Source organism: Pseudomonas sp. SF2 (assembly GCF_036858055.1).
Taxonomy (GTDB): Bacteria; Pseudomonadota; Gammaproteobacteria; order Pseudomonadales; family Pseudomonadaceae; genus Aquipseudomonas.
On record NZ_JAMBDI010000014.1, the window covers coordinates 37,924 to 59,931 of the forward strand.

General features: G+C 62.0%; 18 protein-coding genes and 1 tRNA gene. 14 read left to right on the forward strand and 5 right to left on the reverse strand.

Features of this window, described 5'->3' with window-relative positions:
* The first annotated feature begins 160 nt into the window (after positions 1-160).
* The 7 genes from apaG (at position 161) to M2S36_RS09740 (ending at position 8,089) form a co-directional block, all read left to right on the forward strand.
* The gene (apaG, locus tag M2S36_RS09710; protein ID WP_207834185.1) at positions 161-541 is read left to right on the forward strand and encodes a Co2+/Mg2+ efflux protein ApaG; all 381 of its coding nucleotides are present in this window, start codon (positions 161-163) and stop codon (positions 539-541) included.
* On the forward strand, positions 541-1,407 hold the full coding sequence (locus tag M2S36_RS09715; RefSeq protein ID WP_207834176.1) for a symmetrical bis(5'-nucleosyl)-tetraphosphatase: 867 nt from the start codon (positions 541-543) through the stop codon (positions 1,405-1,407). Before apaG ends, M2S36_RS09715 begins: the two co-directional genes overlap by 1 nt.
* 14 nt (positions 1,408-1,421) lie before the next feature.
* A complete protein-coding gene (glpE, locus tag M2S36_RS09720) occupies positions 1,422-1,751 on the forward strand; it encodes a thiosulfate sulfurtransferase GlpE (protein WP_063914579.1) in 330 nt (109 codons plus the stop codon).
* Positions 1,752-2,034: 283 nt separating this feature from the next.
* Positions 2,035-3,957, forward strand: coding sequence for a PrkA family serine protein kinase (locus tag M2S36_RS09725; protein WP_015268718.1), 1,923 nt, complete (start codon positions 2,035-2,037; stop codon positions 3,955-3,957).
* A 130-nt stretch (positions 3,958-4,087) separates the two neighbouring features.
* Positions 4,088-5,362 carry a YeaH/YhbH family protein gene (locus M2S36_RS09730; RefSeq protein WP_046614422.1) on the forward strand — a complete coding sequence of 425 codons (1,275 nt, stop codon included), beginning with the start codon at positions 4,088-4,090 and terminating at the stop codon, positions 5,360-5,362.
* Positions 5,359-6,927 carry a SpoVR family protein gene (locus M2S36_RS09735; protein WP_063914578.1) on the forward strand — a complete coding sequence of 523 codons (1,569 nt, stop codon included), beginning with the start codon at positions 5,359-5,361 and terminating at the stop codon, positions 6,925-6,927. The genes M2S36_RS09730 and M2S36_RS09735 overlap by 4 nt, the downstream gene beginning before the upstream one ends.
* A 55-nt stretch (positions 6,928-6,982) precedes the next feature.
* Entirely contained in the window at positions 6,983-8,089 is a 1,107-nt protein-coding gene (locus M2S36_RS09740) for a multifunctional CCA addition/repair protein (protein WP_333957082.1), read from the forward strand.
* 109 nt (positions 8,090-8,198) lie between these two features.
* Here the strand turns inward: M2S36_RS09740 and folK are convergent, their stop codons facing one another.
* Both folK and folB read right to left on the reverse strand, forming a co-directional pair.
* Positions 8,199-8,708 (reverse strand): 2-amino-4-hydroxy-6-hydroxymethyldihydropteridine diphosphokinase, encoded by a 510-nt coding sequence (gene folK / locus M2S36_RS09745; protein WP_207834159.1) that lies wholly within the window; start codon positions 8,706-8,708, stop codon positions 8,199-8,201.
* Positions 8,699-9,055 carry a dihydroneopterin aldolase gene (gene folB, locus M2S36_RS09750; RefSeq protein ID WP_009682799.1) on the reverse strand — a complete coding sequence of 119 codons (357 nt, stop codon included), beginning with the start codon at positions 9,053-9,055 and terminating at the stop codon, positions 8,699-8,701. Before folB ends, folK begins: the two co-directional genes overlap by 10 nt.
* A 74-nt stretch (positions 9,056-9,129) precedes the next feature.
* On the opposite strand from folB, the gene plsY reads away from it, so the two are divergent.
* A complete protein-coding gene (gene plsY, locus M2S36_RS09755) occupies positions 9,130-9,699 on the forward strand; it encodes a glycerol-3-phosphate 1-O-acyltransferase PlsY (RefSeq protein WP_063914575.1) in 570 nt (189 codons plus the stop codon).
* A gap of 3 nt (positions 9,700-9,702) precedes the next feature.
* On the opposite strand, the gene tsaD is transcribed toward plsY, so the two are convergent.
* On the reverse strand, positions 9,703-10,728 hold the full coding sequence (gene tsaD, locus M2S36_RS09760) for a tRNA (adenosine(37)-N6)-threonylcarbamoyltransferase complex transferase subunit TsaD (protein WP_063914574.1): 1,026 nt from the start codon (positions 10,726-10,728) through the stop codon (positions 9,703-9,705).
* 204 nt (positions 10,729-10,932) lie between these two features.
* Here tsaD and rpsU point away from each other — a divergent pair, with 204 nt between their 5' ends.
* The 5 genes from rpsU to M2S36_RS09785 all read left to right on the forward strand — a co-directional run bounded on the left by rpsU (position 10,933) and on the right by M2S36_RS09785 (position 19,360).
* Positions 10,933-11,148, forward strand: a complete 216-nt coding sequence (gene rpsU, locus M2S36_RS09765) for a 30S ribosomal protein S21 (RefSeq protein WP_003255575.1) — start codon at positions 10,933-10,935, stop codon at positions 11,146-11,148.
* Positions 11,149-11,450: 302 nt separating this feature from the next.
* The gene (gene dnaG, locus M2S36_RS09770; protein ID WP_207834157.1) at positions 11,451-13,433 is read left to right on the forward strand and encodes a DNA primase; all 1,983 of its coding nucleotides are present in this window, start codon (positions 11,451-11,453) and stop codon (positions 13,431-13,433) included.
* Between the two features lie 67 nt (positions 13,434-13,500).
* A complete protein-coding gene (rpoD, locus tag M2S36_RS09775; RefSeq protein WP_207834148.1) occupies positions 13,501-15,351 on the forward strand; it encodes an RNA polymerase sigma factor RpoD in 1,851 nt (616 codons plus the stop codon).
* Between the two features lie 172 nt (positions 15,352-15,523).
* On the forward strand, positions 15,524-19,267 hold the full coding sequence (locus M2S36_RS09780; RefSeq protein WP_207834138.1) for an EAL domain-containing protein: 3,744 nt from the start codon (positions 15,524-15,526) through the stop codon (positions 19,265-19,267).
* A 16-nt stretch (positions 19,268-19,283) separates the two neighbouring features.
* Positions 19,284-19,360: transfer RNA gene (locus M2S36_RS09785), tRNA-Ile, on the forward strand.
* 50 nt (positions 19,361-19,410) lie between these two features.
* Here the strand turns inward: M2S36_RS09785 and nicB are convergent.
* The gene (gene nicB, locus M2S36_RS09790) at positions 19,411-20,373 is read right to left on the reverse strand and encodes a 6-hydroxy-3-succinoylpyridine 3-monooxygenase (RefSeq protein ID WP_284382579.1); all 963 of its coding nucleotides are present in this window, start codon (positions 20,371-20,373) and stop codon (positions 19,411-19,413) included.
* 408 nt (positions 20,374-20,781) lie between these two features.
* Here nicB and M2S36_RS09795 point away from each other — a divergent pair, with 408 nt between their 5' ends.
* Positions 20,782-21,243: an Lrp/AsnC family transcriptional regulator gene (locus M2S36_RS09795; RefSeq protein ID WP_015268712.1), complete on the forward strand. Its 462-nt coding sequence runs from the start codon at positions 20,782-20,784 to the stop codon at positions 21,241-21,243.
* A 13-nt stretch (positions 21,244-21,256) separates the two neighbouring features.
* On the opposite strand, the gene M2S36_RS09800 is transcribed toward M2S36_RS09795, so the two are convergent.
* The gene (locus M2S36_RS09800; protein ID WP_333957092.1) at positions 21,257-21,688 is read right to left on the reverse strand and encodes a hypothetical protein; all 432 of its coding nucleotides are present in this window, start codon (positions 21,686-21,688) and stop codon (positions 21,257-21,259) included.
* Positions 21,689-22,008: the final 320 nt, after the last annotated feature.

Below are 22,008 nucleotides of genomic sequence, written 5' to 3' on the forward strand. Positions count from 1 at the left end.
ATTGCACAACCCTTGAAATCTGTGTGATCCCTGTGGGAGCGGGTTTACCCGCGAAAGGGCCGGTACTGGCAACAAAGACCTCAAGCCCCTGCACCGCTGGCCCTCCCCCCTCTCAATGGCCTAGACTGCATTATTGCGTCAGCTCGCCCAAGGCCCTTGCATGTCCGACCCCCGCTATCAGATCGACGTCAGCGTCGTGACCCGCTACCTCAAAGAACAATCCGACCCCGAAAACAGTCGCTTCGCTTTCGCCTACACCATTACCGTGCAGAACAATGGCTCGCTCAAGGCCAAGCTGCTGTCTCGTCACTGGCTGATCACCAACGGTGACGGCGAGGTCGAGGAAGTGCGCGGTGCCGGTGTCGTTGGCCAACAGCCCGATATCGACCCAGGCCAGAGCCACACCTACAGCAGCGGCGCGGTCATCAGCACCCGCGTGGGCACCATGCAGGGCAGCTACCAGATGTTCGCCGAGGACGGCAAACGCTTCGATGCCGAGATCGCCCCCTTCCGCCTGGCGGTGCCCGGAGCGCTGCACTGATGGCTACCTACGCCGTCGGTGACCTGCAGGGCTGCCTGCAGCCACTCAAATGCCTGCTCGAACGGGTCAACTTCAACCCCGCCGTCGACCGCCTGTGGCTGGTCGGCGACCTGGTCAACCGCGGCCCCGAGTCACTGGAAACCCTGCGCTTCCTTTATTCCATCCGCCAGTCGCTGGTGTGCGTGCTGGGCAACCATGACCTGCACCTGCTGGCCGCCTGGCACAACGTCGAACGCCTGAAGAAAAGCGACACCCTGCGCGAGATCATCGAAGCGCCGGACGCTGACCAGCTGTTCGACTGGCTGCGCCAGCAAAAGCTGCTGCATTACGACGAGCCCCGTGGCATCGCCCTGGTACACGCCGGCATTCCGCCGCAATGGACCTTGGGCAAAGCCCTGGCGCTGGCCGCCGAGGTCGAGGAAGTGCTGCGCGACGATGAGCGCCTGAAGCTGTACCTGGACGGCATGTACGGCAACGAGCCGAACAAGTGGAACAAGAACCTCAGCGGCATCGAACGCCTGCGGGTCATCACCAACTGCCTCACGCGCATGCGCTTCTGCACCCCCGAGGGCAAGCTCGACTTCAAGAGCAAGGAAGGCCTGGATACCGCGCCCAAAGGCTACAAGCCCTGGTACGCGCACAAGGACCGCCGCTCACGCCATGTAAAGATCATCTTCGGCCACTGGGCCGCCCTGCAGGGGCAGGTGAACGAGCCCGGCATCATCGCCCTGGACACCGGTTGCGTGTGGGGCGGCGCCATGACCCTGTACAACGTCGACAGCGGCGAATACCACCGCTGTGACTGCAGCGACGACGGCAACTTACGCCTCCCCACCCAAACGCCTACACTGAACGATCAACCCTGAAGGAAGCCGTACCCATGAGCGAATTCAAGCGCATCCCTCCCGAACAGGCCCTGGCCCTGCGCGCGCAAGGTGCGGTAGTCGTCGACATTCGCGACCCGCAGGCCTTTGCCGCCGGCCACATCACCGGCGCCAGGCATCTGGATAACCATTCGGTCGCCGAGTTCATCCGCAATGCCGACCTCGATGCCCCGACCTTGGTGGTGTGCTACCACGGCAATTCCAGCCAGAGCGCTGCCGCCTACCTGGTGAACCAGGGCTTCTCCGACGTGTACAGCGTGGACGGCGGCTTTGAGCTGTGGCGCGCCACCTACCCGGCCGAGACCGCCCAGGGCACTGCCGAATAATTTTTTCATTTTTACTGCAGCCCGCGCCCCGTGCGGGCTTGCGGCTTATCTGACGAACGGTCGTTCGCAACTTCTCCGCCCCTCGCCCTTGACCTTGCGGATAACCAACTATTCTTAAGCGCAGGCCATCCAGAAAAAGGGGAGAGCCGGTACACCGGCGTGCGGGTCATCGGTAGCGTTACAGGGTGTTCTGGGGGGTATACAGCAGCCGGCGGACCCGGTTGCATGCCAGCATCAGCTGACTGATCCGGCGTCGTCTCCACGTATCGAGCGAGGTGACGTCATGAGTATTTTTAGCCACTTCCAACAACGTTTCGAGTCAACGCGCCAGGAAGAACTCTCGCTGCAGGAGTACCTCGAGCTGTGCAAAGAGGATCGCAGTGCCTACGCATCGGCGGCCGAACGGCTGTTGCTGGCCATCGGTGAGCCGGAGCTGATCGACACCTCAACCAACTCCAGACTGTCGCGAATCTTCTCCAACAAGGTTATCCGCCGCTATCCGGCCTTTGCCGACTTCCATGGCATGGAAGAGTGCATCGACCAGATCGTGTCCTACTTCCGCCACGCCGCCCAAGGCCTGGAAGAAAAGAAACAGATCCTCTATCTGCTGGGCCCGGTTGGCGGTGGTAAATCGTCGCTTGCCGAAAAACTCAAGCAGCTGATGGAAAAGGTACCGTTCTACGCCATCAAGGGCTCGCCGGTATTCGAGTCGCCCCTGGGGCTGTTCAACGCCACCGAAGACGGGGCCATTCTCGAGGAAGAGTTCGGCATCCCGCGGCGCTACCTGAACACCATCATGTCGCCCTGGGCCACCAAGCGCCTGCAGGAGTTCGGCGGCGACATCAGCAAGTTCAAGGTAGTCAAGCTGTACCCGTCGATCCTCAACCAGATCGCCATCGCCAAGACCGAACCCGGCGACGAGAACAACCAGGACATCTCGGCCCTGGTCGGCAAGGTGGATATCCGCAAGCTCGAGGAATTCCCGCAGAACGACGCTGACGCCTACGCCTATTCGGGCGCGCTGTGCCGGGCCAACCAGGGCCTGATGGAATTCGTCGAGATGTTCAAGGCCCCGATCAAGGTCCTGCACCCGTTGCTCACCGCCACCCAGGAAGGCAACTACAACAGTACCGAAGGCCTCGGCGCCATCCCCTACTCCGGGATTTTGCTGGCCCACTCCAACGAATCGGAATGGCATACCTTCCGCAACAACAAGAACAACGAGGCGTTCATCGACCGGATCTACATCGTCAAGGTGCCGTACTGCCTGCGCGTCAGCGACGAAATCAAGATCTACGACAAGCTGCTGATCAACAGTTCGCTGGCCAAGGCCCACTGCGCACCCGACACGCTGAAGATGCTCGCCCAGTTCACCGTGCTGTCGCGCCTGAAAGAGCCGGAAAACTCCAACATCTACTCGAAGATGCGGGTGTACGATGGAGAAAACCTCAAGGACACCGATCCGAAGGCCAAGTCGATCCAGGAATACCGGGACGCCGCCGGCGTCGACGAAGGCATGAACGGCCTGTCGACCCGCTTTGCCTTCAAGATCCTCTCCAAGGTGTTCAACTTCGACCCGCATGAGGTGGCCGCAAACCCGGTGCACCTGCTGTATGTGCTGGAACAGCAGATCGAGCAGGAACAGTTCCCTGCCGAAGTGCGCGAACGCTACCTGCGCTACCTGAAGGAGTACCTGGCCCCGCGCTACATCGAGTTCATCGGCAAGGAAATCCAGACCGCCTACCTGGAGTCCTACAGCGAATACGGCCAGAACATCTTCGACCGCTACGTGCTGTACGCCGACTTCTGGATCCAGGACCAGGAATACCGCGACCCGGAAACCGGCGAAATCCTCAACCGTATCGCCCTCAACGAAGAACTGGAGAAGATCGAGAAGCCGGCCGGCATCAGCAACCCGAAAGATTTCCGCAACGAAATCGTCAACTTCGTGCTGCGTGCCCGAGCCAACAACAATGGCAAGAACCCGAGCTGGCTGAGCTACGAAAAGCTGCGGGTGGTGATCGAGAAGAAAATGTTCTCCAACACCGAGGACCTGCTGCCGGTCATCAGCTTCAACGCCAAGGCCAGCAAGGAGGACCAACAGAAACACAACGACTTCGTCACGCGCATGGTGGAGCGTGGTTATACCGACAAACAGGTTCGTCTGCTGTCGGAATGGTACCTGCGGGTCAGGAAATCGCAATAAAGCGACAAGCTACCCACCGCGCGCCCAAGGCTGCTACACCAGCCTTGGGCGGCGGCAGCTGCTTTGCTGCCTTTACGTGAAGCGGCTCGTAGCTTGAAGCGTGCAGCTGTTCCCAGCTACCGGAGGGACCATGAGCTACGTTATAGATCGACGCCTGAACGGCAAGAACAAGAGCACGGTGAACCGCCAGCGCTTCTTGCGGCGGTACCGCGAGCACATCAAGAAAGCCGTCGAAGAGGCGGTGAGCCGCCGTTCCATCATGGACATGGAACATGGCGAGCAGATCAGCATTCCGGGGCGCGACATCGACGAACCGGTGCTGCACCATGGTCGCGGGGGCAAACAGACCATCGTGCACCCAGGCAACAAGGAGTTCACCGCCGGTGAACACATCCCCAGGCCGCAAGGCGGCGGCGGTGGTGGCAGCGGCCGTGGCAAGGCCGGCAACTCCGGCGAGGGCATGGACGACTTCGTCTTCCAGATCACCCAGGAAGAATTCCTCGAGTTCATGTTCGAGGACCTCGAACTGCCCAACCTGGTCAAACGTCACCTGACCGGGGCCGACACCTTCAAGACCGTGCGCGCCGGTATCGCCAACGAAGGCAACCCGTCACGCATCAACATCGTGCGCACCCTGCGTTCGGCCCATGCCCGGCGCATCGCCCTGACCGGCAGCAGCCGCGCCCTGCTGCGCGAAGCACAGAAGGAACTCGCCCGCCTGAAGGTCGAGGAACCAGACAACTTCACCGATATCCAGGAAGTCGAACATGAGATCGAACGCCTGAAGGCACGCATCAACCGCCTGCCCTTCCTCGACACCTTCGACCTCAAGTACAACCTGCTGGTCAAGCAGCCCAACCCCAGCTCCAAGGCGGTGATGTTCTGCCTGATGGACGTGTCCGGCTCGATGACCCAGGCCACCAAGGACATCGCCAAGCGCTTCTTCATCCTGCTGTACCTGTTCCTCAAGCGTAACTACGAGCGCATCGAAGTGGTCTTCATCCGCCACCACACCAGCGCTCGTGAGGTCGACGAGGAAGAATTCTTCTATTCGCGGGAAACCGGCGGCACCATCGTTTCCAGCGCACTCAAGCTGATGCAGGAGGTCATGGCCGAACGCTACCCGGCCAGCGACTGGAACATCTACGCCGCCCAGGCCTCCGACGGCGACAACTGGAACGACGACTCGCCGATCTGCCGCGACATCCTGGCCAAGCAGATCATGCCGCATGTGCAGTACTACACTTACGTTGAAATCACCCCGCGAGAGCACCAGGCGCTGTGGTACGAATACGAGCGCATCGGCGAAGCCTTCCCCGACACGTTCGCCCAGCAGCAGTTGGTATCGGCCGGCGACATCTACCCGGTCTTCCGTGAACTCTTCCAGCGCAGGTTAGCCACATGACCGCCAGAGCACAGAGACGCCAACCCATTTCCACCGGGTCCGAGTGGACGTTCGAACTGATCCAGACCTACGACCGGGAAATCAGCCGCCTGGCCGAGCGTTACGCCCTGGACACCTACCCCAACCAGATCGAGGTGATTACCGCCGAGCAGATGATGGACGCCTATGCCTCGGTCGGCATGCCGCTGGGTTATCACCACTGGTCCTACGGCAAGCAGTTCCTCAGCACGGAAAAGTCCTACAGCCGCGGCCAGATGGGCCTGGCCTACGAGATCGTGATCAACTCCGACCCGTGCATCGCCTACCTGATGGAAGAAAACACCATGTGCATGCAGGCACTGGTGATCGCCCATGCCTGCTACGGCCATAACAGCTTCTTCAAGGGCAACTACCTGTTCCGCACCTGGACCGACGCCAGCTCGATCATCGACTACCTGGTGTTCGCCAAGCAGTACATCGCCCAGTGCGAAGAGCGCCATGGCATCGATGCCGTGGAAGACCTTATCGACTCCTGCCATGCCCTGATGAACTATGGCGTCGACCGTTACAAGCGGCCTTACCCGATTTCCGCCGAAGAGGAGCGGCGCCGGCAGAAGGAGCGCGAGGAGCACCTGCAGCGGCAGATCAATGACCTGTGGCGGACCATTCCGAAAAGCGCCGACAAGGGCAACGATCGCGATGATGCGCGCTTCCCCGCCGAACCGCAGGAAAACATCCTGTATTTCATCGAGAAGAACGCCCCGTTGCTGGAACCCTGGCAGCGCGAGGTGGTGCGCATCGTGCGCAAGATCGCCCAGTATTTCTACCCGCAACGTCAGACCCAGGTGATGAACGAGGGCTGGGCGACGTTCTGGCACTACACGCTGATGAACGACCTGTACGACGAAGGGCTGATCACCGAAGGCTTCATGATGGAGTTCCTGCAGTCGCACACCAGCGTGGTGTTCCAGCCCGGCTTCGACAGCCCCTACTACAACGGCATCAACCCCTACGCACTGGGCTTTGCGATGTACACCGACATCCGCCGCATGTGCGAAAACCCGACCGAGGAAGATCGCCGCTGGTTCCCCGACATTGCCGGCAGTGACTGGCTTTCTACCATCAAGTTCGCCATGAGCAGCTTCAAGGACGAGAGCTTCATCCTGCAGTATCTTTCGCCCAAGGTCATGCGCGATCTCAAGCTGTTCAGCATCCTAGATGACGACCAGCGCGACGACCTGTATGTACCTGCCATCCACGACGAGGCTGGCTACCGGACCATTCGCGAACTGCTGGCGGCGCAGTACAACCTGGGCAACCGCGAACCGAACGTGCAGATCTGGAGCGTCGACCGCCGCGGCGACCGCTCGCTGACCTTGCGCCACCAGCAACACAACCGCAAACCGCTGGGCGACTCGACCGATGAAGTGCTCAAGCACCTGCACCGCCTGTGGGGCTTCGACATCCATCTGGAGACCGTACAGGGCGAGCAGGTAATGAAGACCCACCACATGCCACCACGCGGCGAACACGGCGAAAACGGCGACTACGGCCGCATGGACCTGGCTGTCATCCACCACCTCTAGTGCCACGCCACGACTGCCGACAGGGTATCCTGTCGGCAGTTATGGAGAGTTGCACATGCACATCTACAAAGTCGGCGGCGCCGTGCGCGACCGCTTGCTCGGCCGCCCTGTCAGCGATATCGACTGGCTGGTGGTCGGCGCCACGGTCGAGGAAATGCACGCCAAGGGCTTTCGACCGGTCGGCGCTGATTTCCCGGTGTTCCTGCACCCGAAAACCGGCGAGGAATACGCCTTGGCGCGCACCGAACGCAAGAGCGGGCGTGGCTATGGCGGGTTCACCTTCCACGCCAGCCCCGATGTAACCCTGGAAGAGGACTTGATCCGCCGTGACCTGACCATCAATGCGATGGCCGAGGACGAGGCGGGTACGGTGTACGACCCTTATCATGGCCAGGACGATCTAGATCAGCGCCTTTTACGCCATGTTTCCCCGGCATTCGCCGAAGATCCCTTGCGCGTGCTGCGCGTAGCGCGCTTTGCTGCCCGTTATGCACCGCTGGGTTTCCGGGTTGCCGATGAGACACTTGAGCTGATGCGCCAGATCAGCGCCTCTGGCGAATTGCAGGCGCTGACTGCCGAGCGCAGCTGGAAGGAAATCGAGCGAGCGCTGATGGAGGCGCAGCCGCAGGTGTTCTTCCAGGTGTTGCATGCTTGTGGCGCCCTGCAGCAGCTGTTGCCTGAGCTTGATGACGCTCCCCAGGCCCTGGCAGCGCTGGAACAGGCGGCATTGCACGAACAGCCCCTGCATGTACGCTGGGCCTGCTTGTTGCGGGCGCTGGCCCCAGCCGCGATCAAAGCCGTCAACCAGCGCCTCAAGGCGCCGCGAGAGTGCCAGGAGCTGGCGTTTCTGACGGGTGAGTGCCTGGCGCAAGGCAACCAGGCGCTGGAGCTGCCTGCCACGGCATTGCTGGAGTTGTTGCAGAAGTTCGATGTGTACCGGCGACCGCAGCGGTTCGAGGACTTCCTGATCGCTTGCGAGATGACCGCGCTGGGCGAGGGCAAATCGGGTTATCCACAGGCCGATTACCTGCGCGGGGCAGCGGCGGCGGCGCGGGCGGTGGATGTGAAGCCGTTGGTGCAGGCAGGGCTGACTGGCCAGGCCTTGGGCGAAGCGCTCAAAGGTGAGCGGCTGAAAGCCCTCGAGGCTTACAAGCTCGGTTGAGCATACCGGCCCCTTCGCGGCTAAAGCCGCTCCCACAGGGATCGCACAACATTTGGCATCATGCGATCCCTGTGGGAGCGGCTTTAGCCGCGAAAGGGCCGGGACAGGCTTATGCCGGAGTCAGCTGCAACCCACGCCACTCAAAGGCAACCGGCGCCAACACCTGATCGATCCGCGCCTCCTGCCACAACTGCGCCATCGTCTTGCCTACCCCCGGATGCACCAGCTCCGGCGCCAGCAGCGACAGCGGCCACAGGACGAAGGCATTCTTCAGGATCTCGGCCCGAGGCAACACCAGCCCATCGAACGTGCCGTGCAAATCGTCATACATCAGCACGTCGATATCCAGCGGCAGCCCTTTGCGGTCCGGCGCATAGCGGCCGTTGTCGGCCTCGATGAACTTCAGCCGGCGGTCCAGTTCGATCAACGGCAACGCAGTCTGCCCGGTCACCACGAAGTTGATGAACGGCCCGCTCTTGATCCCCACCGCCTGGCTTTCGAACGCCGGCGAACAGCGTATATCGGTCAGGATGCCGGCCAACGCATCGAGCCCGGCGCACAAGTGCGCCTCGCGCTCGATGTTGCTGCCAAGGCCAAGGTAAACCGTGCTCAGAGACATCCGCGCTCGATCTCCACGCCAACACCACCACGGGCCGCAGGCACCGCACCCGGCTTGGTCAGTTTCAACCGCACCCACGGGATGTGGAACTCTTCCATCAATGCCGCCACCAGGCGCTCGGCGAAGGTTTCCACCAACTCGAAACGGGCCTGTTCGGCAAACGCCTGGATGCGCGCCGACACGCTGGCATAGTCCAGGGCCAGGTTCAGGTCGTCACCGGCCGCTGCCGGGCGGTTGTCCCAGGCAAAGCTCAGGTCCAGGCGCAAGCACTGGCGAATATCCCGCTCCCAGTCATAGGCACCGATGACGGTATCGACTTCCAGGCCTTCGATGAACACTCTGTCCAAGCACTTCTCTCCACAGCACGACAAGGGCGACTGGCGCCGTTAGAATCAGGGCGTCCTCGCCCGGAATAGTTAGCATGTTTTGGTTACTGGCGTTGCTCGCCTACCTGCTCGGCTCGCTGTCCTTCGCCATCGTCCTCAGCCGCCTCACGGGCAGCCCGGACCCGCGTTCCAGCGGCTCAGGCAATGCCGGCGCCACCAACATGCTACGCCTGGCAGGCCGCAAACTGGCGATCCTGACCCTGCTTGGCGACCTGTGCAAGGGCCTGTTGCCAGTATTGCTCGCCCGCCTTGCCGGGCTGGACCTGCACGCACAGGCCTGGGTCGGCGTGTGCGCGGTGCTGGGCCACCTGTTCCCGCTGTACTTCCGCTTCCAGGGCGGCAAGGGCGTGGCGACCGCCGCCGGCATGCTCATGGCCCTTTACTTCCCGGCCGCACTGCTGGCCATCGGCGCCTGGCTGCTGACCTTCTACCTTACCCGCACCAGCTCGCTGGCGGCGCTGATCGCCACACCACTGACCTTGCCATTGCTGGCCTGGCGCGAGCCCGAGGCCCTGCTGCCAATCACCGTGCTGACGGCGATGATCGTGTGGCGCCACCGCAGCAACCTGCGCGACCTGTTTGCCGGGCGCGAACGGCACTTCTGACGCTTAAACCGGCGGCAGCTGCTCCATCGGCCAGCGTGCCTGCACGCTGATTGCCAGGTCCTGCTGCTGCCCGGCCAACAACCGCTGGCAGCCAGCGTAGGCGATCATCGCGCCGTTGTCGGTGCAGAACTGCGGGCGCGCGTAGTACACGTTGCCCTTGATGCTGCCGAGCATGTCCTCGAGGGACGCGCGCAGGGCCTTGTTGGCGCTGACACCACCGGCAATCACCAGGCGCTTGAGGCCGGTCTGCTTGAGCGCCCGCTTGCACTTGATGGTCAAAGTTTCCACCACCGCCTGCTGGAATGCCAGGGACAGGTCGCAACGGGTTTGCTCACTGTCGTCGCCGGCATCGCGGCACTGCTGCCAGGTGTTCAGGGCAAAGGTTTTCAGGCCGCTGAAGCTGAACTCCAGGCCCGGGCGGTCGGTCATCGGCCGCGGGAACACGAAGCGGCCAGGCACGCCGCGCTCGGCCAGGCGGGCGATTTCCGGGCCACCGGGGTAGTTCAGGCCGATCAGCTTGGCCGTCTTGTCGAACGCTTCGCCGGCGGCGTCGTCCAGGCTCTCGCCCAGCAGCTCGTATTGGCCGATGCCATCGACCCGCACCAGCTGGGTATGGCCACCGGAAACCAACAAAGCGACGAACGGAAACTGCGGCGGGTTTTCTTCCAGCATGGGCGCCAGCAGGTGGCCCTCCATGTGGTGCACGCCAATCGCCGGGATGTCCCAGGCAAAGGCCAGCGCCTGGGCGCAGGAGGCCCCCACCAGCAATGCACCGACCAGGCCCGGGCCCGCGGTGTAGGCGATGGCGTCGATCTCGGTGGCGACGCAGCCGGCCTCGTCCAGCACCTGGCGGATGAGCGGCAGCATGCGCTTGACGTGGTCACGCGAGGCAAGCTCTGGCACCACACCGCCGAACACGCGGTGCAGGTCGATCTGGCTGAACAGCGCGTCGGCCAACAAACCGCGCTCGCTGTCGTATAATGCGACGCCAGTTTCGTCGCAGGATGTTTCCAATCCCAGTACTAGCATGGGTTCGTCCCTTGTGGGGGCTGAATTCGAAGCCGCGCATGATAGTCCCCGTGTCGGATGCCGACCAGCGGTTTTCGATCAGAGGCTTTGCATTCCGGCTTGCTAAGGGTTAACATCCGCAACCCTTGAAAACCGACGTTCTCCAGCACACCTTTGTTTTGCCAGGAGCACGTCTACCCCGGTAATGAATTAAGGTAGCCCTGGATGCCAGCCGTCAAAGTTAAAGAGAACGAACCCTTCGACGTAGCTCTGCGTCGTTTCAAGCGCTCCTGCGAAAAAGCCGGTGTACTGGCTGAAGTTCGTAGCCGCGAGTTTTACGAGAAGCCGACCGCCGAGCGTAAGCGCAAAGCAGCTGCTGCTGTTAAGCGTCACGCCAAGAAAGTTCAGCGCGAACAGCGCCGCGCCGTTCGTCTGTACTAATACAGACGTTCTACGCAAAGCTTCTGCCTGCCCGGCTAACCGCCGGGCGATGGCAGTGGTCGCTTCAAACTTGAGCAGCTAGCTCAAGGCCCTGCACAAGCTTCATGCGAACTGCACATGGGCAACCTGCCTGAAACGTCAGAGCTGGTCCTCCTTGTTGTATGACCAGACGTGCACGTCCGACTGACGGGCCCTCAGGGGCTGGCGACGAGCACACATTCCCTCGCACTTCCCCAAGCGGCACTCGCCCCATTCGGCGCGTGAGCGATTAGACTTGCCAGTTGCCAGATGACGAGACTGCCATGGCCGGGCTGATTCCCCAGAGTTTCATTGACGACCTTATCAACCGCCTCGACATCGTCGACGTGGTGAGTTCGCGCGTCCAGCTGAAAAAAACCGGCAAGAACTACTCCGCCTGCTGCCCGTTCCACAAGGAAAAGACCCCTTCCTTCACGGTCAGCCCCGACAAGCAGTTCTACTACTGCTTCGGCTGCGGTGCCGGCGGCAACGCCCTGGGCTTCGTCATGGACCACGACAACCTGGACTTCCCCCAGGCCGTCGAGGAGTTGGCCCGCGCCGCCGGCATGGAAGTGCCCCGCGAGCAAGGCCGCCGCGACCACAAGCCGCGCCAGCCAACCGATTCGCCGCTGTACCCGCTACTGGACGCCGCCTCGGAGTTCTACCGCCAGGCCCTGCGCAGCCACCCGACCCGCAAAGCGGCGGTGGAGTACCTCAAGGGCCGCGGCCTGTCCGGGGAAATCGCCCGCGACTTCGGCCTGGGCTTCGCGCCGCCAGGCTGGGACAACCTGCTCAAGCACCTGGGTGCCGACACCCTGCAGCAAAAGGTGATGATCGATGCCGGCCTGCTGATCGAGAACGCCGAAAGCGGCAAGCGCTACGACCGTTTCCGCGACCGGGTGATGTTCCCGATCCGCGACAGCCGCGGACGCATCATCGCCTTCGGTGGCCGGGTGCTCGGCGACGACAAGCCCAAGTACCTGAACTCCCCGGAAACCCCGGTATTCCACAAGGGCCAGGAACTGTACGGCCTGTACGAGGCGCGCAAGCACAACCGCAACCTCGACGAAATCATCGTCGTCGAAGGCTACATGGACGTCATCGCCCTGGCCCAGCAAGGCCTGCGCAACGCCGTGGCCACCCTTGGCACAGCCACCAGCGAAGAGCACCTCAAGCGCCTGTTCCGCGTGGTACCCAGCGTGCTGTTCTGCTTCGACGGCGACCAGGCCGGGCGCAAGGCGGCCTGGCGCGCCCTGGAATCGACCCTGTCGAACCTGCAGGACGGGCGCCGCGCGCGCTTCCTGTTCCTGCCCGAAGGCGAAGACCCGGACAGCCTGGTGCGCGCCGAAGGCACCGATGCCTTCATGGCCCGCATCAACCAGCACGCCCAGCCGCTGGCCGATTACTTCTTCGAGCAACTGAGCGTCGAAGCCGACCCGCGCTCGCTGGAAGGCAAGGCGCACATGGCGACCCTGGCCGCACCGCTGATCGAAAAGATCCCCGGCGCCAACCTGCGCCAACTGATGCGCAACCGCCTGAAGGAAATCACCGGCCTCGACCCGCAGCAGGTCGAGCAACTGACGCAACACGCCCCGGCCTCCAGCAGCGTGCCGGACTACGACCCTGGCTACGACTACGACGCCATGGCCAGCTACACCCCCGACTACGGCGACTTGCCGCAGCACGACTACGCCCCCGTTCATCAGGAACAGGAGTGGAAGCCGAACAAGGGCGCTGGCAAGAAGCAGTGGAGCGACAAGCCCTGGGACAAGAACCGCAAGGGTGGCAAGCCCTGGCAGCAACGTGACGAAGCGCCACCCCGCGTGCCGGCCCCGGTCGAGCCGCCCACCCTGGCCGCCCTGCGCACCCTGCTGCACCACCCGCTGCTGGCCGGCAAGGTGGAAGATGCCAGCCACTTCGCCGACGAAGAGCACCTGTACAGCCAGCTGCTGGTAGCACTGATCGAAGCCGCGCAGAAAAATCCTGGGCTAAGCTCAATGCAGTTGATCGCGCGTTGGCACGGCACCGAACAGGGGCGCCTGCTGCGAGCCCTGGCGGAAAAGGAATGGCTGATCGTGGCCGACAACCTTGAACAACAGTTTTTCGACACTATAACTAGCTTGTCCGCCCGCCAACGCGAGCGCAGCCTGGAACAACTGCTCAGGAAATCACGTCAAAGCGAATTGACCAGCGAGGAAAAAACCCAGCTCCTCGCCCTGCTGAGCCGGAATGTTCCCGCACAAACGCCGACCTCATCTGGCGCGTGAGGCCCATGCTCGGGTATAATCCTCGGCTTGTTTTTTGCCCGCCAAGACCTTCAGTGGATAGGGTGTTATGTCCGGAAAAGCGCAACAGCAGTCTCGTATCAAAGAGTTGATCACCCGCGGTCGTGAGCAGGGCTACCTGACTTACGCGGAGGTCAACGACCACCTGCCTGAGGATATTTCAGATCCGGAACAGGTGGAAGACATCATCCGCATGATCAACGACATGGGGATCAACGTATTCGAGAGTGCTCCGGATGCGGATGCCCTTCTGTTGGCGGAAGCCGACACCGACGAAGCCGCGGCCGAAGAAGCCGCTGCTGCGTTGGCGGCAGTTGAAACCGATATCGGCCGCACGACCGACCCGGTGCGCATGTACATGCGCGAAATGGGTACCGTCGAGCTGCTGACCCGCGAAGGCGAAATCGAAATCGCCAAGCGTATCGAGGAAGGCATCCGTGAAGTCATGGGCGCCATCGCCCACTTCCCGGGCACTGTCGACTACATTCTCGGCGAATATGACCGTGTCACCACCGAAGGTGGCCGTCTGTCGGACGTTCTCAGCGGTTACATCGACCCTGACGACAATATCGCCGCGCCGACCGAAGAAGTGCCGATCCCGGGCACCAAGGCCGCCGCCGCGAAGGAAGAGTCCGACGACGACGAGGAAGAGTCCGAAAGCGGTGACGACGAGGAAGAGGCCGAGAGCGGCCCGGACCCGGAAGTCGCCCGCCAGCGCTTCGGTGCGGTCAACGACCAGCTGCAGGCCACCAACAAGGTCCTGAAGAAGAACGGTCGCACCCACAAGGACAGCGTCGAGGCCCTGCAGGCCCTGGCCGACCTGTTCATGCCGATCAAGCTGGTACCCAAGCAGTTCGAGGTACTGGTAGAGCGTGTTCGTGACTCCCTGAACCGTCTGCGCCAGCAGGAACGCGCCATCATGCAGCTGTGCGTGCGTGACGCCCGCATGCCGCGTGCCGACTTCCTGCGCATGTTCCCGAGCAACGAAACCGACCAGACCTGGAGCGGTGACCTGGCCAAGCGCAACACCAAGTGGGCTGCCGCCCTGGGTGAAAAGGACGCTGCCATCGTCGCTTGCCAGCAGAAGCTGATCGACCTTGAGACCGAAACCGGCCTGACCGTTGCCGAGATCAAGGAAATCAACCGTCGCATGTCGATCGGTGAAGCCAAGGCCCGCCGCGCCAAGAAAGAAATGGTCGAGGCGAACCTGCGTCTGGTGATCTCCATCGCCAAGAAGTACACCAACCGTGGCCTGCAGTTCCTCGACCTGATTCAGGAAGGCAACATCGGCTTGATGAAAGCGGTGGACAAGTTCGAATACCGTCGCGGCTACAAGTTCTCGACCTACGCTACCTGGTGGATTCGCCAGGCGATCACCCGTTCGATCGCCGACCAGGCGCGCACCATCCGTATTCCGGTGCACATGATCGAGACGATCAACAAGCTCAACCGTATTTCCCGCCAGATGCTGCAGGAAATGGGTCGCGAACCGACCCCGGAAGAGCTGGGCGAGCGCATGGAAATGCCTGAGGACAAGATCCGCAAGGTACTGAAGATCGCCAAAGAGCCGATCTCCATGGAAACCCCGATCGGTGACGACGAAGATTCGCACCTGGGCGACTTCATCGAGGACTCGACCATGCAGTCCCCGATCGACGTGGCCACGGTCGAAAGCCTCAAGGAAGCAACCCGTGACGTGCTCTCGGGCCTGACCGCACGCGAAGCCAAGGTGCTGCGCATGCGTTTCGGTATCGACATGAACACCGACCACACCCTCGAAGAGGTAGGCAAGCAGTTCGACGTGACCCGTGAGCGGATCCGTCAGATCGAAGCGAAGGCGTTGCGCAAACTGCGCCACCCGACTCGCAGCGAGCATCTGCGCTCCTTCCTCGACGAGTGATGACAAAACCCCGGCCCAGGCCGGGGTTTTTCTTTTCCGCCCCTTCCACTGCCTGTTCTGGCCTCATCGCCTCCCCCTGCCGGCCGCAACCACACAAAGCCCGCCATCCATCGCACACCGGCAGCAATGCCCGTCTACACTCGACTTCAGACCCCCTGAATGCGAGGCCGCTATGCACCCGATGCCGGCCATTCTGTTGCTGCTCCTGATTTTGTGGAACACAACGGCCGGCGCCCTTACCCTGACAGACGAGGAGAAAGCCTGGTTGGCTGCCCATCCGCAGCTGAGCCTGGGTGTAGACGCCTCTTGGCCACCGTTCGAGTTTCGCGACCAGGAGGGCCGGTACCAGGGATTGGCCGCCGATTACATCGCCACGATCCAGCAACGCCTGGGGGTGACGCTCAAACCGGTCGAACCCAGCAGCTGGACCGAGGTACTGGCGCAAGCCCGCGAAAGCCGCATCGACCTGCTGCCCGGCATCATGTCCACCCCCGAACGCCAAGGCTACCTGGCCTTCACCCGGCCGTACCTCGACTTCCCCATCGTCATCCTCGCCCACAAAGGCGGCGCACAGCCGCGCAACCTGAAAGACCTGTACGGCCTGAAGATTGCCGTGGTCGAAAACTACGCTCCGCACGAACTGCTGCGCACCCACCACCCGGACCTCAACCTGGTGGCCCTGCCCAACGTCAGCTCCACCCTGCAGGCCCTGGCCACCGACGAAGTGGACGCGGTGGTCGGTGACCTCGCTTCAAGCATCTGGAGCCTGCGCCAGCTAAAGCTCGACGGCCTCTACGTCAGCGGCGAAACGCCCTACCGCTACCAACTGGCCATGGCCGCCCCGCGCGACAACAAGGTACTGGTCGGCATTCTCGACAAAGTGATGGCCGACATGAGCAGTGGCGAAGTCAGCCAGATCCAGCAACGCTGGGTGGGCTATGTGGTCGACCAACGGATGTTCTGGTCCGACCTGCTGGTGTATGGCCTGCCCGCGGTGCTGGTATTGATGGCCGTGCTGGCAGTGGTCATCCGCATCAACCGCCGACTCAGTTCGGAAATTTCTCGGCGCATCGCCCTGGAACAGGAGCTGCGCAGCAGCGAGTACCACTATCGCAGCCTGGTCGAGAGCCTGTCCGCCATCGCCTGGGAGGCCGACGCCAACGACTTCACCTACAGCTACGTCTCGCCCCACGCCGAAGGCCTGCTCGGCTACCCATTGGCCGACTGGCTCAAGCCCGGCTTCTGGCGCAGCATCCTGCACCCGGAGGATGCCCTCTGGGCCCAGGCCTACTGCGACAGCGAAACTGCCGCCGGGCGCGACCACAGCCTCGACTACCGGGTGATCCGGGCCGATGGCCAGCCATTGTGGGTGCGCAACATCGTCAGCATGATCGAGCATGGCCACCAGCCAGTGATGCGCGGGCTGATGATCGACATCAGCGAGACCAAGCGCACCGAGGACGCCCTGCGCCTGTCCGAGCAGAAGTTCGCCTCGGTGTTCCAGCAGTGCCCCGACATCCTGCTGATCGCCCGCCACAGCGACGGCTGCCTGCTGGAGGTGAACGAAGCCTTCGAAGAGCAGATCGGCCTCTCCCCGGGCCAGGTCATCGGCCGCACTGCCACCGATCTCAACCTGTGGGGCGTCGAAGGCACCGGCCCGCGGCTGCTCGAACGCCTGCATCAGGGCGGTATCCGCAACCTGGAAATGAGCTTCCGCCGCAGCAACGGCCAGCTGTTCACCGGCCTGACCTCGGCCGAAACCTTCGAGCTCGACGGCAACCTCGCATTGGTGGTGGCGGTACGCGACATCAGCCAGCTCAAGGAAACCCAGGAGCAGCTGCAAACCTCGGAAGAGAAATTCGCCAAGGCCTTCCACGCCTCGCCCGACGGCCTGTTGCTGTCGCGCCAGAGCGACGGCTTGCTGCTCGAAGTGAACGAGGGCTTCTGCCGCCTCACCGGCTATGACCTCAGCCCGACCCTTGACCAGACCTCGCTGGACCTGGGCATCTGGGTCGACCTCAACGAACGCAAGCGCCTGGTCGAACAGCTCAACCGCGATGGCTTCGTGCGCGACTTCACGTGCCACTTGCGCCGCAGCGATGGGCAGATTCGCCTCTGCGAGCTCTCTGCACGGCCGCTGCCAATTGCTGGCGAAGACTGCATGCTGACCATCGCCCGCGACATCACCGAACGCCACCTTATGCAGGAAAAGCTGCAGCTGGCCGCCACCGTGTTCGAGAACACCGCCGAAGGCGTGCTGATCACCGACATCGACCAGCGCATCAGTGCCGTCAACCGCGCCTTCAGCGAAATCACCGGCTACAGCGAGATCGAAGCCCTCGGCCAGACCCCACGCCTGCTCGCCTCCGGCCAGCACGACAGCGCGTTCTATGTCGCCATGTGGCATCAGCTGACCGATGAAGGCCACTGGCAAGGTGAAATCTACAACAAGCGCAAGAATGGCGAGCTGTACCCCGGCTGGCTGACCATCAGCGCCGTGCGCAACAGCGAGCGCGAAATTACCCACTTCGTCGCCGTGTTTGCCGACATCTCCAGCCTCAAGCACGCCCAGGCCAAGCTCGACTACCAGGCCCACCATGACCCACTGACCGGCCTGCCCAATCGCGCCCTGTTCGAGAACCGCCTGCAGGCTGCGCTCACCTGCTCACAGGTGTCCAACCGCAAGGGCGCGGTACTGTTCCTGGACCTTGACCGTTTCAAGCACATCAACGACAGCCTCGGTCACCCGGTCGGCGACCTGCTGCTCAAGGGCATCGCCCAGCGCCTGAAGGAGCAGGTGCGCGACGTCGACACCGTGGCCCGCCTGGGCGGCGACGAGTTCATCATCCTGTTGCCCGGCCTGCACAAACCCAGTGACGCCAGTACCATCGCCAACAAGCTGCTGGCCTGCTTCAACGCACCGTTCCAGGCCGGCGAGCACGAGTTCTTCACCAGCGCCAGCATCGGCATCAGCCTTTATCCACAAGACGGCACCGACGTTGCCACACTGATTCGCAACGCCGACGCCGCCATGTACCGCTCCAAGGCCAAGGGCCGCAACCGCGTCGAAGCCTACACCCTCGACCTCACCACTCAGGCCAGCGAACGCATTGCCCTGGAGCACGAACTGCGCCGCGCCATCGAACGCAACGAACTGAGCCTGTGCTTCCAGCCCAAGCTCAGCCTCAAGACCCAGAGCCTGGTCGGCGCCGAAGCGCTGATCCGCTGGAGCCACCCGACCTTTGGTGAGGTTCCGCCCGAGCACTTCATCCACTTGGCGGAAGAGAACGGCACCATCCTCCAGGTCGGCGACTGGGTACTGGAGCAGGCCTGCCGGCAGATGCAGGCCTGGAAGAAGCACTACCAACCCTTCGGCCCGCTGTCGATCAACCTCGCCGGCGCCCAGCTGCGTCACCCGCACCTGGCCCGGCGCATCGAACAGCTGCTGAAGCAATACCAACTCAAGGCCGGCGACCTGCAGCTGGAAATCACCGAAAACTTCATCATGAGCCAGGCAGAAGAAGCCCTGGCCGTGCTGTACCAACTGAAGAAACTGGGCGTGCAGTTGGCCATCGATGACTTCGGCACCGGTTATTCATCCCTGAGCTACCTCAAGCGCCTGCCGCTGGACATTCTCAAGATCGACAAGTCGTTCATCCGCGGCCTGCCCGACGACCCCCACGACGCCGCCATCGCCCGCGCGATCATCGCCCTGGGCCGCAGCATGCAGCTGACTATCATTGCCGAGGGCGTGGAAAACCAGGCCCAGCAACGGTTCCTGGCGGCTGAAGGCTGCGAGCAGATCCAGGGCTACATCGTCAGCCTGCCCCTGCCCCCGGACGAGTTCGCGGCGACGTTTCTTCGCATAGCACTATCGGATCTTTCAGATGGCACAGGTGCGAAACCCTCGTTATAATCCGGCCACTTACTGAGGGCCTATAGCTCAGTCGGTTAGAGCAGAGGACTCATAATCCTTTGGTCCACGGTTCGAGTCCGTGTGGGCCCACCAGATAACTCAAAGGCCTACGTTGCAGAACGTAGGCCTTTGTCATTTCAGGGTCAGCAGTCGTCATGTTCTCCTGACTCGGGCAACTCCTCTTGCTGGGCTATCCAGCTGTGTATGTACTGAAGAACCCGTGTCGCACCTTCGGCAGTTTCCACCAGCTCTATCGGCCGCTCACCACAGAGGAACTGATTGGGCTGCTCCATCCACTTGAACGCTGCCGCCCTGCTTCCGCGTACAGGAATGGCCAAGTCCAGAATTTCCTGTAGCAGTTCAGGTTGCCCATACCAGGACTCCGGCTTGATGGTTGGTTTCCTCCCTGGAATCACTCTCGGTAGCTGACAGGCCGCAAGCTCGCCTGAATTGATGTGCTCTCGCTTCCAGTGCGCAAACTTGATGAGGTCGGTATTCGCCGAGCGGTTCTGCCCCGACGTCGGCACAACCACGCCAATCCGCACATCTGTGTGAGCACGAATCATCTCAAGTGCAGGCGCGATATCAGTATCGTTGGTAACGATGACGGCATGGTCAATCTGCCCCGTGATCGAATCATGGTAAGCCTGGAGGGCCAGATTCACGTCGCTCTGTTTCTCCTCCACCTTCCAGGCCTGGATTTCCTGGCACTCACGCGGAGCCTTGTCCGGGTCTTCAGGGTCGACGATCTTCACCTTCATTTTATTGACGGCGTAATAACCTTCGATGAGCTCTATTCGACCGTCATGCAGCTTGCGCAAAGCGGTGTGGTAGCGAGCTTGTGACGATACCGAATCGCCAGCACGGGCGACCGACTCGATGATCTTTGCCGTGAAATATTTGATCGAGGGGGATTCCAGGAGCCGCGATGCCCTGATCTGGCCATGGCTGTCCGTGACCAGTACAGAAGGCAAGATGTGCTTTTCAAAGAGAGGCAACAGGTCGAGCCACTTGTACGGAGTGCCGCGCAAGCAGCCGTAGTAGAAGTTGTAGCCGTCGATATAGATACGAGTGCGCAGAGGCTCAGAATCAAGCTTTCTCTGCATCTTTTGCACTCCAGAAACGAAAAAACCGGCTTAAGCCGGCTTTTTCCCCCTCCAACCAGATGGTCATGCCACGCCGGTCGTGAGGGTTAGTTGTTGTCGGCAGTATTGCGCAATGAGGGAGCTGATGCAAGGTGGTAGGCTGGCATCCTCGTCCTCCGAAACACAACGTTCGTGAGAGCCATTCTCTGCTCAGCCATGGCTATCCAGACAGCGATAAATCGTTAGATTTTGTGAGCCCCTATTCCACCCTGGACCGCACCTTGACCTGCCGCACCAATCGAGCAGTTCTGCCATTGCGCCCGATGCTTACATGCCGGCGCGGCAGCTGTAGGAGCGGCCAGCTGTGACTGCCCTTGCCCTGGCCAGCACTGGCTGGCTAGGCTAGCGGGCCAACCGTAGAGACTCGCCATGTCGGATTCCCGCTCCATCACGCTGGATGAAATCGATCGCCAGCTGATCGCCCTGCTGCAGATCAACGCCCGCGAAAGCGTCGCCACCCTCGCCCGCCAGTTGGGCATCGCCCGTACCACCGTCAACTCGCGCCTGGAGCGGCTGGAGAAGAACAAGGTCATCTCCGGCTATGGCGTACGCCTGGGCCAGCGGGTGATGGGGGGTGGTCTGCAGGCGTATGTGGGGATCAAGGTGCAGCCACGCTCGGGCAAGGAGGTGGTGCGGCGCCTGAGTGCAATGGGCCAGGTGCAGCAGCTGTGCGCAGTGAGCGGCGAGTTCGACTATGTGGCCTGGCTACGTACGGATTCGCCCGAGCAACTGGACCAGTTGCTCGACCAGATCGGCAGCGTCGACGGGGTGGAGAAGACCACCACGTCGATCATTCTCAGCAGCAAGGTGGACCGCGGGCAGCCGCTCTGAACTCGGCTGGCGGTCAGGCTTCCTGGCCGTCGAGCAGGCCTTCCAGAATTGCCGAAAGGCTTTCGGCGGAATGCTGCATCGACCAGACGATGTCACGGCTGCGCTCGGGGGCGTGATGCTGGGCGTAGTCGGTGGCGATCTGATTGAGGCCACGGGCCAGCAGGCAGGCGTGGACCAGAGCGTCTGCGGCGTCGATGCCGGAGCGTATGGCGAATAACGGCGGGTGGCTGGCTTCGCAGTTGCAGAAGGGTTTTTCTGCGGTGGGTTTCAGTTTTTCGGGTTGGTCAGAATCTGTCTTCTTCATGATGCAATTTCCAAATTGAGTCTTGAGGAAACCGCCTACCAACTCCTTCTCACGGGAAATAGGTGGCAGCCATGCACGGGGTGAGAACCGGCCAACTTGGAAATCCGGCCAGGCGAAAGCCTGCCCGCGCACGGCTGCCATGACATAAGCCTTGGTGCGAAGTTGGAGGATGGGTTCTCACACCCAGTCACCCGAACAGCGGCGACCCAGTGAAGTTAACGATGAGGCGTTTCCCACGCAGCCAGACCGAGGCGATAGCGAGCGTAGGGTAATTCTTTAATTCATGGCATGGGTGTAGGAACTGTCTGATCACATCCTGTGGGAGCGGGCGTGCCCGCGAACACGGGCGCAGCCCGTGCCATACACCGCGGGGGCTTCTTCGCGGGCTCGCCCGCTCCCACAGGGGGCCGATGCTGTGCTTGAGATTGGTAGGCCTCCTGCTCGTCATAAAGCTATCTTGT